The following is a 13,376-nucleotide window of genomic DNA, read 5'->3' as shown; positions in this document are numbered from 1 at the left end:
ATAAACTATCGTATTCATTATGAAAAAAAGAAACATAATCATTGCACTAGCATTTTTTAGTACCGTATTAACCAGCTGCAATGACGATTTTGTTAATACAAAGCCGCTGGACCAACTATCGGAATCGGTTGTTTGGACTGACCCTAACTTGGCCGAGGCATTCGTAACAGAATTGTACGGAGGTTTAGGAAACGGTGGATTTGACGAGCAAATGCTTGCTTCCCTAACGGACGAAGCATCCTTTACTCACCCGGGACGTGGTATTACTACCATCACGGAATCACGCTCTAACCCAGCAGATATTGGTTGGGTGAATGGTACACTTAGCTGGCAAAACATGTACACACGTATTCGTGCATGTAACTTGGCCTTAGCTAATTTGAAAAAAGCGACTACCTTCCCAACGGCCTTAGTGGAGCGTTTAACAGGTGAAGCTAAATTCATGCGTGCTTATTTTTATCACCAATTAGTTCGCTATTATGGTGGTGTACCTATCGTTGATAAAGCCTATGCTTTAACGGATTCAGACTTCCTTACTCAAAGAAATACCATGGAAGAATGTATCAACTTTATCGTGAAAGATTGCGATGAAGCAGCAGCTTTATTGAATGGTAAATCATTGGCAGCAGGAAGAGGAAGTAGAGCTGCTTGTTTAGCGTTAAAATCACGTATCCTTTTATATGGAGCTAGTGATTTATACGATGCTACAACAGCGAAATCTAAGTCAACTGCTATGGCTGCATTTGCTACTCCAGCAATCTTAGCCTATACTTCTGGCGACCGCGCGGCTCGTTGGACAAAAGCCAAAGATGCTGCTAAGGCTGTATTGGATTTACCTGGATTTGGTAATGCATTGAACTTATCTGCACCAGCAGAGAAAAATGATGCTGTTACGAACTATCAAAATAACTCATTAGCAAAAAATGGTGGTGAAAAAGAATTAATCTTTGCTCGCTATTTCATCAATGCTAAACAAGAAAATGGTGGTCGTATCGGTTTATTTAATGGTCCAAATGGATACCACAACTGGGCTGGAAATGCTCCTATTCAAAACTTCGTAGATGATTACGAAATGATGGATGGTTCTAAGTTCTCTTGGTCTAACCCAGGCCATGCAGCTAGTCCATATGATAATCGTGATCCACGTTTCTATGCGACTTTATTGTATGATGGTGCAAACTGGAAGCCTAGAACTGCTGACGTAGCTTCAAAAGATCCAATGAACCAAATTCAAACAGGTCAATATGAACTTTCTTCTGGCTCTGGAAAAGTATCTTACTTCGGTTTAGATACTCGTAAGAGTACAGTAGAGGATTGGAATGGTAGCTACACTGGATATTATTTCCGTAAGTTCACTGACCCTAATCCTGGAATTGTTGATCAAAATACATGGCAACAAATCCCTTGGCCTTTCTTCCGTTATACAGAAGCAGTCTTAAACTATGTTGAGGCTTGTATCGAATTGGGTCAAGATGCTGAAGCTCGTGCTTGGTTGAACAAAATTCGTTTCCGTTCAGGTATGCCAGCCGTAACAGAATCTGGCAGTGCTTTACGTGAGCGTTATCGCAACGAGCGTCGTGTGGAATTGGCCTTTGAAGAGCATCGTTACCATGATGCCCGTCGTTGGATGATTGCTACCAACACCTTAGGTGCGAAAGTGAAAATCATCAACGTGTTTGGTTCTTTGAAGCCAGGAAAAACAGTATCACTTTATAAGTATGATCCAAGCAGCTTTGATTATTCATATAAAGTAGTTGAAATGGACCCAGGTAAAGAGAACAGAACTTGGTTAGACAAGATGTACTTCTTGCCAATCCATCGTGATGAAATGAACCGTAATAATAAGTTGGTTCAAAATCCTGGATATTAATCTAGTATATTTGTAAGGAAATGGTAAAGTAGAAATGCTTTACCATTTCCTTTTTTCATTATTTATCCATTGTCACGTGAAAAATTATTTTGCTCTCCTACTTGTCATCATTAGCTTTTCTTGCCAAAAGGCAAAAACAGATTTAGAGAGCAATCCTGAACCTCAACTTTTCCAATTATTAAGTCCAGAACAAAGTCATGTCAATTTTGAAAACAAAATTGAAGAAGGATTAAATACCAATGTCCTGATGTATGAATACTTCTACAATGGTGGCGGAGTAGCGACAGGGGATTTGAATGGAGATGGAAAACAAGACATGTATTTTTCCAGTAATATGGAAAACAACCATTTGTACCTGAATCAAGGGAACTTGGTATTTAAAGAAGTAGCCGAAATAGCTGGCGTTACAGGCAGACCAGGCCCATGGAAAACAGGGGTTTCCTTTGTGGACATCAATGGCGACAATAAATTAGATATTTACCTCTGTTATTCTGGAAATTTACCTCCAGATAAAAAACGAAACCAGTTATTCATCAATCAAGGAAATGATGCAGCTGGCGTCCCTTTGTTTAAAGATGAAGCAGCCGCATATGGCCTAGATAGCCCGGCTAATAGCACTCAGGCCGTTTTCTTTGACTACGATAAAGACCAAGATCTCGACATGATTTTGGTGAATCACAATCCTAAATCACTACCCATATTGGATGAAGCCAGCACTGCAGATTTGCTAAAAAAAGAAGATCTTAACAGTGGTTTACGCTTCTATCAACAAAAACAAAAAGGTCAATTCAGCGATGTTACCTCATCCTTAGGGATTACTAGCTCTACCCTATCTTATGGCTTAGCGGTGGGTATATCGGATGTCAATGCCGATGGCTGGTTGGATTTTTATGTTTCCAACGACTATACCATTCCCGATTATTTATACATCAACCAACTAGGGAAAAAATTCAAAAACGTCATTCAGAAAAGCATGGGACATACTTCCCATTTTTCTATGGGAAATGACATTGCCGATATCAACAATGATGGCCTGGCTGACATATTCACGTTGGATATGTTGCCTGAAGATAATTTGCGACAAAAGAATTTGATGGCTCCAGATAACTACGAGAAATTTAATTTCAATGTGGCAGTGGGTTTTGGCCATCAATACATGAGAAATATGTTGCAAGTCAACCAAGGCATTGACCCTACTACTCAAGAACCTAAATTTCATGAATTGGGACAATTGGCTGGAATCTCCAATACGGATTGGAGCTGGAGTGCACTGTTCGCAGATTATGATAATGATGGCTGGAAAGACTTGTACATCACCAATGGGTATTTAAGGGATTATACCAACCTGGATTTCCTTAAATACATGGGAGATTATGTTCAAAACAATCAAGCATCCATCCAAAGACAAAACGTGCTGGAATTAGTTCAAAAAATGCCTGCTTCCAACATCAGTAATTACATGTTTAAAAACCAGCAGAATGGTACGTTCAATTCCGTAACCAAAGCCTGGGGAATGGAAAATACCTCCAATAGTAATGGCGCTGCCTATGCTGATTTGGACGGCGATGGCGACTTAGAGCTGATTGTGAATAACATCAATAAACCTGCATTCATATTTGAGAATAAAAGTAACGAACTCAAAAAAGAGAATAAAAACCTTCAAATTAAACTTCAAGGAGACGGCTTAAATACCCTTGGTTTAGGGGCCAAAATCTGGGTTTATCAAGGTGGTAAAAACCAATATTTTGAACAAAATTTATACCGAGGATATCAATCAAGTGTGTCTCCAATATTGCATGTAGGTTTAGGAAGTAATGCACCTATTGATTCCGTTCAAATCGTTTGGAATTCAGGTAAATCCCAAGTGATCAAAAAAGTGGTTGCCAGCCAAATTACTTTAAAAGAATCCGAAGCGAAAGTCCTTCCTTCTAAAAGCCAAAATTCAGAAAGCCCGCTATTTGTTCAAGTAAAAACCTTACAAAGCTTTGAGAAAGCACAGGAGGAATTCAATGATTTTAAACGCCAAACCCAAATCACTCTTCCTTTATCTTATGTAGGTCCATGCCAAAGTACAGGTGATGTCAATGGGGATAAATTGGAAGATATATTTGTTGGAAATCAAGCTGGCAAAGGTGCTACATTATACCTTCAACAAAGCACTGGAGAATTTAAACGAGTGCCTTCAGCCATGAGTCAAGACAATGGTTTTGAGGATAGTGATGCCCAGTTTTTTGATGTTGATGGAGATGGTGATCTAGATTTATGGGTTGTCAGTGGTGGCTATGGATTGATGGAAGCAAATGATGCCAAACTGGCTGATCGCTTGTATATCAATGATGGTAAAGGGAATTTCAAAAAATCAACTGTTCCATTACCTAGTCTAGGAGTCAGTAAATCTTGTATTCAAATCATTGATATCAACCAAGATCGCTTACTGGATGTATTCGTAGGTGGACGAGTGATTCCAGGTAAATATCCCGAATGTCCTGCCTCCTTTGTCCTACTCAATCAAGGTGCTGGTAAATTCAAAAATATTAGCGCACAATTTCCCGCCATACAACACGCTGGAATGGTGACCGACGCCGCTTGGGACGATTTAAATCAAGATGGAAAGAAAGAGTTGGTTTTGGTGGGAGAATTCATGCCTATCAAAATCTTTACGCTGAATAACAAAGCCTTTGAAGAAAGCACATCGACATTCTTTGAAAACTCTCCTCAAGGTTTATGGAATAGCATTCGAATCGAAGATTTGAATCGGGATGGGAAGAAAGAAATATTGGTAGGTAATTTAGGTCTAAACAGTCAATGGAAAGCGTCAACTGAGCAAGCTATGGAACTGCATTACAAGGATTATGACCAAAATGGCTCCATAGATCCTATTTTATGTACTTATGTCAAAGGTGAGTCTGTACCTTTCATGACAAGGGATGAATTATTGGATCAAATGAGTATCATGCGTACTCGATTTACGGATTATCAAAGTTTTGCTGAAGCTAAATTGTCGGATATTATCACGGAAGAAGAGCAAAAAGGAGAGCAAGTTTGGAAAGCTACTGAATTAAAAACCTCTCTCTTTCAACTGAATTCTAAAGGTCAATTTGAATCCGTCAAATTACCTTGGGAAGCACAATCCTCCCCTATTTACGCCATCGCAGTCCTACCTAAAGATGGGCAAAAAGATGCGGATATCGTGCTAGCTGGTAATATGAACCATGCCAAATTACGGATTGGTAAAATGGATGCCAATTCAGGTTTAGTCTTGACATCCAAAGGTAATTTAAGCTATGAGGCCCTTTCCCCTAAGAAAACAGGACTTTGGTTACAAGGAGATGTTCGGTCCATGCAAGTAATGGGAAAACAATTGTTTATAGGAATCAACCAAGGAGGCATCTTACAATACAAAGCGACAAAATGATGAAAAAAATCATCCTCTTTCTATCCTTTTTGGCTTGTTGGGCTTGTACTTCAGAGTCTAAGAAAATCCAATTTTCGGGGACCGAAATAGATAAAGTGGTCCAAGAAATGACTGAAATGATGATTCATGATGTCAGTAATCCACCATTGGCCATGCGCTTTTTCTCTTATGCTTGTTTAGCTGGCTATCAGGTCATGACGGAAGCGGATTCAAGCTTGAATGCATTTCAAAAACAGTTCAACGCCTATCCTTCTTTCACACCAGATAAATCCCTAGAAGCCCCAGAATTCACAGCCGTATTGGCCATGATGGAAGTCTCTCAAAAGATGCAACCTTCCGGTGGCCGAATGAAAGAATTTGAATCGCGTTATATTGATTCATGTCGTCAATTAGGTTTATCAAATGAAGTAATTGAAAGTTCTACCCAAAAAGCGCAAGCTGTGGCAAAGGTTATTTTAGCCTATGCCAAAGCAGATGGCTATAATAAACTCAGTAATTTCCCAAAGTATACTCCCAAGAAAACGGCTGGCTCTTGGTATAGTACGCCTCCAGGATATTTCCCGGCGGTTGAACCCTACTTTTATCGCATAAGAAGTTTTAGTTTAGACACCAATAAGATAGAGGAAATTCCTGCACCAGCTCCTTATTCAGAATCCAATTCCTCTAACTTCTATGCTTTAAGTAAAGCGGTTTATGAGGCAAACAAGTCGGAAGAAAATCTAAAAATTGCAGCCTTTTGGGATTGTAATCCCTTTGCACTGAATGACCAAGGCCATTTATTGATTGGTATGAAAAAAATATCTCCTGGAGCCCATTGGATGGGTATTGCGGGAATAGCTAGTGCCAAAAAGCAATTAAAATTTGGAGAAAGTTTAGCCATCAGAACAGCCCTAGCAACCAGTTTAATGGATGCCTTTTGGTTATGTTGGAGAGAAAAATACCACAGCCACCGTATCAGACCGGAAACCGCCATCCGCAAATTAATCGACCCAACTTGGAAGCCCTTTTTACAAACACCACCTTTCCCAGAATATCCGAGTGGACATTCCACGGTTTCTACAACAGCGGCTATTGTCTTAACCCATTTCTTTGGTCCTAATTTTGCCTATACAGATACTGTAGAAAAACGTTATGACATCCATGACCGTTCTTTTACTTCTTTTGAAGCGGCTGCTCAAGAGGCTAGTATTTCCCGTTTTTACGGTGGAATTCATTACATGGATGGTATAGAAGCCGGACAAACCCAAGGCCGAATTTTAGGCAAACATTTTTTAACCTTATTGAAACATGAAAATTAAATTATTATTACTCCTAAGCATCTTTGCTTTCCAATCACAAGCCCAAAATGCTTCCAAAGAAGCTTGGGAATCCATGTTCAATGGTAAGGACCTAAATAATTGGACACCTAAAATCCGCAATTCTCCTGCCGGAGTCAATTACGGAAATACCTTTCGCGTGGAGGATGGAAAATTAGTTGTACGCTATGATTCTGCGGCCTATCCCAATTTTGATGAACGATTTGGTCACTTGTTTTACAAGAAAAAATTCGGCTATTACCGTATCCGTTTGAATTACCGCTTTGTAGGAGAACAGGCCATCAAAGGACCAGGTTGGGCTATCAGAAATAGTGGTATCATGGTGCATGGGCAAACCGCTGAAAGCATGGGTTTGAAACAAGACTTTCCGGTGTCCATTGAAGTACAATTATTGGGAGGCAACGGTAAGGATAAAAGAACTACTTGTAATTTATGTACCCCAGGTACTAACGTAGAAATGAATGGCAAGTTATTTACTCCTCATTGCATTAATTCACAATCAGATACCTTTCATGGGGATCAGTGGGTACAGGCGGAGGTGCTTGTTTTAGGGGATTCTTTGATTCGTCATTATTCCAATGGTAAAGAGGTTTTAGCGTATCAGAGACCACAAGTAGGAGGTGGAAATGTAAGTGGGCAAGATGTGATTTTTGGCAAATCTGGTGAGCTTATCAAAGAAGGAAGTATTTCATTACAAAGCGAAAGTCATCCGGTAGAATTCAAGAACATTGAAATCCTGAATTTGGAAGGTTGTATGAATCCAGAAGCCTTGAATTATAAAACGTACTTCGTTAAATCGAAACCCGAAGATTGTCTATTCAAGAAGAAAAAGAAAAAATAAATACCTTATTTGGACCTTTAAATAAGAAAATAGGCTATCCTATGGTATCATTTTAAGGAAAAATGAAGATATTGAAAAAGCATTAGCATTTGCTCTAAGCCATTTAGCGAACATATAAAAAAAGTACTATTATTGAAATCTCCAATCGGTAATTTAATACCAGTAAACTTGGTAAAATAAATGAAATTTGGGTAATTTGGCGGTTCGGATAATTATCTTCCAATTGCCTAAAGAGAAATAATTCAATTATAAATTTTATATCGCATGTGTGGAATCGTAGCATATATAGGTCATCAAGCAGCCTATCCTATCATTTTAAAAGGTTTAAAAAGATTAGAATATAGAGGCTACGATAGTTCGGGAATTGCCTTATTTGGCAAACAAATTGAATCTTACAAAAAGAAGGGTAGAGTCAGTGAATTAGAGACTTGGGATGCCCCTATTTTACAAGAAGCACATGCTGGAATTGGTCATACGCGTTGGGCTACTCACGGAGAACCTACTGATGCCAATGCCCATCCACACCAATCCAATAGTGGCAAAATCACTTTGGTGCACAATGGCATCATCGAAAACTATGCCTCATTAAAAGCTGAATTAATCCAAAAAGGCTATACTTTCAAAAGTGAGACTGATACTGAAGTATTGGTTAATTTCATTGAAGACATTCAAATCAATAATAATTCAACCTTAGAAGAGGCCATGCGCATTGCCTTGAAAAGGGTGGTTGGGGCCTATGTCATCATTGTATTGGAAGAGGGTTATCCAGACCGATTAATTGCTGCCCGAAAAGGTAGTCCTCTAGTGATTGGTGTAGGAGAAGGAGAACACTTTTTGGCTTCAGACGCCTCTCCCATCATTGAATATACCAAGAGTGTTATTTATGTCAATGATTATGAATTGGCTATTATTTCCAAAGATGACATCATCTTAAAAAATCTAGGTAATGAGCCTGTAACACCTTATATCCAACAATTGGATATGGAATTGGCTCAAATTGAAAAAGGAGGCTTTGATCATTTCATGTTGAAAGAAATCTTTGATCAGCCAGCCAGTTTAACGGATTGTTTACGAGGTCGACTGGATGTAGCTAGCTTAAGTTTAACCTTAGCGGGTGTAGACCAACATTTATCGGTGTTCACCCAAGCGAAACGCATCATCATTGTGGCCTGCGGAACTAGTTGGCATGCTGGCCTAATTGCTGAATACATGATCGAAACGATTTGTCGGATTCCTGTGGAAGTAGAATATGCTTCTGAGTTCCGATACCGTAATCCCATCATACATTCTGGGGATGTGATTATAGCGATCTCCCAAAGTGGTGAAACGGCAGATACTTTGGTGGCGATCGAACGAGCCAAGGAACAAGGAGCCTTTATTTTTGGCGTAGTGAACGCGGTAGGCTCCTCTATCGCAAGACTTTCCCATGCAGGAGCTTACACTCATGCAGGACCGGAGATTGGCGTAGCTAGTACCAAAGCCTTTACGGCCCAATTAACCGTGTTGGCCATGATGGCTTTGAAAATTGGTAAAGCCAAGCAAACATTATCCGATGCGGATTACAAGCATTATTTAGTGGAATTGTCTCAAATCCCAGAGAAGGTTCAGGTGATTTTATCCTCTCATGAATTGATAAAAGAAGTCGCTCAAGTTTATGCTGAAGCGAATAACTTCTTGTTTTTAGGAAGGGGCTATAATTTCCCGGTAGCCTTGGAGGCCGCCTTGAAATTGAAAGAAGTGAGTTATATCCCATGTTCGGGATATCCATCGGGAGAGGTAAAACATGGCCCTATCGCCTTAGTGGACGAGACCTTACCAACTTTATTCATTGCTACCAAAGACAAATATTACGATAAGATTGTCAGCAACATACAGGAAATCAAAGCCCGCAAAGGCAAAGTGATAGCCATCATCAATCCGGACGACACGGCCATCCGAGGCGTATCGGATCATGTGATGGAAGTCCCAGAAACCGATGAATTATTAGCGCCTTTATTAACGGTCATTCCTACCCAGTTAATGTCGTACTACATCGGCGTATTACGCGGATTGGATGTCGATAAGCCAAGGAATTTGGCTAAGAGTGTGACGGTGGAATAGTTTGGAAGGGTTGGCTTCGAGAGCCTCAGCAAATTGAGAACCTCATTGAAAATTAAACGTTGGCTTCGAGAACCTCAGCCAACGTTTTTTAGCTTAAATGCTTGTTCGACATGTTCCGAAGGGCATGGCAAAAGCGGAATTCACAGGATTTCCACCAACGCTGTCAAGGTTTAAAACCTTGACAGCGTTAGGTGCAAACCTAGCATTTTTCAGTCAAAATCACGGGGATCTCCCAACAGATTATCAGTAGATCGATATTTTTTTAGACTTTTGTAGATGCTTGGAATCTTCCTATCTTTAATTTCGTAAACCTTTCCTATGAAATCATTTTTCCTGTTCGCTAGTTTAGCGTTGTTTGGCTTTTTTGCCCAAGCACAAGTCAATAAAGCTCCTGCCTATCCGCTCATCACCCATGACCCCTATTTCAGTGTTTGGTCTTTTACAGATCAATTGAATCAGTCTGTCACGCGGCATTGGACAGGTTCGGATCAATCTTTAGTGGGCCTATTGGAAGTGGACGGAAAAACCTATCAATTCCTGGGTGCCTTGCAATATCCCTCCACAGGCATTGTTGCCCATGCCGAAAATAATCAGCCAATCGAGGTGCAATACACGGAAACCAAACCTGCCGAGGATTGGATGACTTCCCACTTCAATGATACCTATTGGAATAAAGGCAAACTACCTTTTGGTAAAGGTTGGGATAACAAATGGAATACGCCTTGGAACACCAAAAACATTTGGGTAAGACGTGCCTTTGATTTACAAGACATCGACATTGATCAACTAATCCTTCAACTGCGCCATGATGATGACGTGGAAGTTTACCTAAACGGATACCCTGTTTATTCGTGCGAAAACTGCCATACCAAGCAATTGAAAGACTATCCACTTAGTGATATCATTAAAAGCAAGCTAAAAAAAGGCAAAAACATCTTGGCTATTCATTGCATGAATCCCGTAGGAAATTCTTGGCTAGATGCCGGTTTTGCTAAACAAACTCGCTCCACTCAGTCGAACCTAGCGACACAAAACTCCGTCCAAATCACCGCTACGCAGACAAGCTACCAGTTCACTTGTGGACCCGTTAAATTACAAGTGAATTTCCTTTCTCCGCTCTTAGCATCCAACCTTGATTTACTTTCAAGACCTGTTTCTTACATCAATTTTGGCATACAATCCACAGATAATAAAACGCATAAAACCAAAATCACTTTTGGCCTGTCTTCGGATATAGCTAAAAATGAAAAAGAACAAATGGTCCAAGTAAGTACGGGCAAAAAAGGCAATGTTCGCTATTTGAAAACGGGGCTCAGTCAACAAAAAGTACTCAATAAAGTGGGCGACGATGTTCGAATCGACTGGGGATATGCCTATTTAGCGACTAATCAAGCTAAGCAGCAATTAAAGACGCTTTCTCAATCTCAATTGATGAGCCTTGCCGATGGCAAAAAACCTTCCGGCGAATCAGGAAGTACGGATTATTTGGTTGCCTCATGGGATGTAAACGCCACTAAATCCAATCAAAATTCGAGCATCATGCTGGCTTATGATGATTTGTATTCCATTCAGTATTTCCAGAAAAATTTACAAGCTTGGTGGAAAAAGAACTTTGCCAGCATGGATGATTTGCTTCTAAGAGCTGCGCAAGAATATCCGAGTATTCTGAGTCAATGTAAAAACTTCGACAAACAGTTATATCAAGAAGCGCTTCAAGCCGGAGGAAAAGAATATGTGGAACTTTGTGTTGCTGCCTACCGACAATCACTAGCGGCACATAAATTAGTTCGAGGAGAAAAAAATGAGGTGCTTTTCCCTCAAAAAGAAAACTTCAGTAATGGTTCAATTTGGACGGTGGATGTCACTTATCCTTCTGCCCCTTTGAGTCTTATATACAATACTAAATTACTGCGTGGAATGGTTGAGCCTTTGATTTATTACAGCGAAAGTGGCCAATGGAAAAAACCTTTCCCGGCACATGACATTGGTACCTATCCTTTGGCGAATGGACAAACCTATCCGGAAGATATGCCGGTGGAAGAAGCAGGAAATATGATTCTGTTAACTGCGGCTATTTGCAAGGAAGAAAACAGCACACAAATCGCCAAAGCACATTGGCCTACCCTAACCCGCTGGGTGGACTTTTTAGTCAAGGACGGTTTAGATCCTGCCAATCAATTATGTACGGATGATTTTGCAGGACATTTGGACCGCAATGCAAATCTATCCATCAAAGCGATTGTAGGTATTGGATCTTACGCTCAAATGGCCCGACAAATGGGTTTGAAAAGCACTGCTGACTCCATGCAAAGTATTGCTAAAAAATATGCCTTAAAATGGATGGAAATGGCCGATGAAGGAGATCATTATGCCTTGACTTTCAACAAAAACAATACCTGGAGTCAAAAGTATAACCTTGTTTGGGACAAATTATTAGGACTCAATCTATTCCCGAGATATGTGTACGAAAAAGAAATGGCTTACTATTTGAAAAAGCAAAACACCTACGGTTTGCCTTTGGACAGTAGAAAAACCTATACCAAAAGTGATTGGATCATGTGGACTGCCACTCTTTCTGACAAACCCGAAGAATTCAAGGCTTTGGTACATCCTATCTATCAATTCATGCAAGAAAGTTCATCACGCGTGCCTTTGAGCGATTGGCATGAAACGACTAATGGCAAACAAGTAGGTTTCCAAGCTAGAAGTGTGGTGGGCGGCTACTTCATCAAAATGTTAGAACAGCGTTGGGCAAAACGTAAATTGAGATAAAAGCTATGCAAGAACTTGTTTGTACCACCCCATTTGAATGGAAATACCAAGAGTCTGAAAGACCCAAATTGAAAGATGGCATGGCCATTCTTAAGATTAAACAAGTGGGTATTTGTGGAACAGATTTGCATGCTTTTGAAGGGACACAACCCTTTTTTTCCTACCCTCGTATCTTAGGACATGAATTTGTAGGTGAAATCGTGGAGATTAGTTCTGGATCTAAAATTCCCATCGGAGCCAACGTTAGTGTCATTCCCTACTATTCTTGTGGAAAATGCGTGGCTTGTCGACAAGGTAAAACCAATTGCTGTCAGACACTTAGCGTACTAGGCGTACATGAAGATGGCGCTATGCGAGAATATTTGCAAGTTCCTATTGAAGCTTTGGTCTATGACGAACAACTCAGCCTAGACGAATATACCTTATTAGAACCTTTGTCTATCGGTGCCCATGGGGTTCGACGAGCAGACATAAAAAAGAATGATTGGGTCTTGGTGGTGGGTGCTGGACCTATTGGATTAGGAGTGATGGAAATGGCGCGCATTGCGGGCGGACAAGTGATTGCTTTAGACGTGAATGAAGGCAGATTGGAATTCAGTAGAAATGTAGTGGGAATTTCACATACGATTCAAGTGGGTCAAGAGGATGTGATGGCGCGTTTGCAAGAAATCACTCAGGGTGATATGCCGCAAGTCATCATTGATGCCACAGGAAATAAAAAAGCTATTGATTCTAGTTTTCAGTACATGGCTCACGGAGGTAAATACATTCTGGTAGGTTTACAATTAGACCATGTTCAATTCTCCCATCCAGAATTTCACAAGCGAGAGGGAACTTTGATGAGTAGTAGAAATGCCACACGAAGCGATTTTGAATGGGTGATGGATTGTATGAAAAAAGGTTTAATACATACCAAAGACTTCATTACTCATCGCACTAAATTTCAAGATGTATCTACTCATTTTGAATCCTTTTTAGATCCTGCGCAAGCAGTCATCAAGGCGGTTGTAGAATTTGATTCTTAAAACAATATCAAGGGAATGCTAGTTAGAAAAGCATATT

The 13,376-nt window shown here is 40.2% G+C and carries 7 protein-coding genes; all 7 read left to right on the top strand.

Annotation, left to right across the window (positions count from 1 at the left end; translation table 11 throughout):
• Nucleotides 1-19: 19 nt before the first annotated feature.
• Nucleotides 20-1,870 (top strand): RagB/SusD family nutrient uptake outer membrane protein, encoded by a 1,851-nt coding sequence (locus G9H60_RS06095; RefSeq protein WP_223143195.1) that lies wholly within the window; start codon nucleotides 20-22, stop codon nucleotides 1,868-1,870.
• 76 nt (nucleotides 1,871-1,946) lie between these two features.
• Nucleotides 1,947-5,285: a VCBS repeat-containing protein gene (locus G9H60_RS06090; protein ID WP_317197221.1), complete on the top strand. Its 3,339-nt coding sequence runs from the start codon at nucleotides 1,947-1,949 to the stop codon at nucleotides 5,283-5,285.
• Entirely contained in the window at nucleotides 5,285-6,583 is a 1,299-nt protein-coding gene (locus G9H60_RS06085; RefSeq protein WP_223143194.1) for a vanadium-dependent haloperoxidase, read from the top strand. Before G9H60_RS06090 ends, G9H60_RS06085 begins: the two co-directional genes overlap by 1 nt.
• On the top strand, nucleotides 6,573-7,442 hold the full coding sequence (locus G9H60_RS06080; protein ID WP_223143193.1) for a 3-keto-disaccharide hydrolase: 870 nt from the start codon (nucleotides 6,573-6,575) through the stop codon (nucleotides 7,440-7,442). Before G9H60_RS06085 ends, G9H60_RS06080 begins: the two co-directional genes overlap by 11 nt.
• Nucleotides 7,443-7,706: 264 nt before the next feature.
• Complete coding sequence (gene glmS / locus G9H60_RS06075) at nucleotides 7,707-9,542, top strand: glutamine--fructose-6-phosphate transaminase (isomerizing) (RefSeq protein ID WP_223143192.1); 1,836 nt, start codon at nucleotides 7,707-7,709, stop codon at nucleotides 9,540-9,542.
• A 318-nt stretch (nucleotides 9,543-9,860) separates the two neighbouring features.
• Nucleotides 9,861-12,314 (top strand): glutaminase family protein, encoded by a 2,454-nt coding sequence (locus G9H60_RS06070; protein ID WP_223143191.1) that lies wholly within the window; start codon nucleotides 9,861-9,863, stop codon nucleotides 12,312-12,314.
• Between the two features lie 5 nt (nucleotides 12,315-12,319).
• A complete protein-coding gene (locus tag G9H60_RS06065; protein ID WP_223143190.1) occupies nucleotides 12,320-13,339 on the top strand; it encodes a zinc-binding alcohol dehydrogenase family protein in 1,020 nt (339 codons plus the stop codon).
• Nucleotides 13,340-13,376 lie beyond the last annotated feature (37 nt).

It is taken from the genome of Aquirufa aurantiipilula (genome assembly GCF_019923745.1).
Classification (GTDB): domain Bacteria; phylum Bacteroidota; class Bacteroidia; order Cytophagales; family Spirosomataceae; genus Aquirufa; species Aquirufa aurantiipilula.
Note: the sequence above shows the minus strand (reverse complement) of the source record. Positions and strands in the feature narration are given on the sequence as shown.

What these genes read in the sequence shown, in the direction of transcription:
- glmS (WP_223143192.1), top strand. Translation starts at nt 7,707, where the DNA reads ATGTGTGGAATCGTAGCATATATAGGTCATCAAGCAGCCTATCCTATC.
- G9H60_RS06085 (WP_223143194.1), top strand. Translation starts at nt 5,285, where the DNA reads ATGAAAAAAATCATCCTCTTTCTATCCTTTTTGGCTTGTTGGGCTTGT.
- G9H60_RS06080 (WP_223143193.1), top strand. Translation starts at nt 6,573, where the DNA reads ATGAAAATTAAATTATTATTACTCCTAAGCATCTTTGCTTTCCAATCA.
- G9H60_RS06095 (WP_223143195.1), top strand. Translation starts at nt 20, where the DNA reads ATGAAAAAAAGAAACATAATCATTGCACTAGCATTTTTTAGTACCGTA.
- G9H60_RS06070 (WP_223143191.1), top strand. Translation starts at nt 9,861, where the DNA reads ATGAAATCATTTTTCCTGTTCGCTAGTTTAGCGTTGTTTGGCTTTTTT.
- G9H60_RS06065 (WP_223143190.1), top strand. Translation starts at nt 12,320, where the DNA reads ATGCAAGAACTTGTTTGTACCACCCCATTTGAATGGAAATACCAAGAG.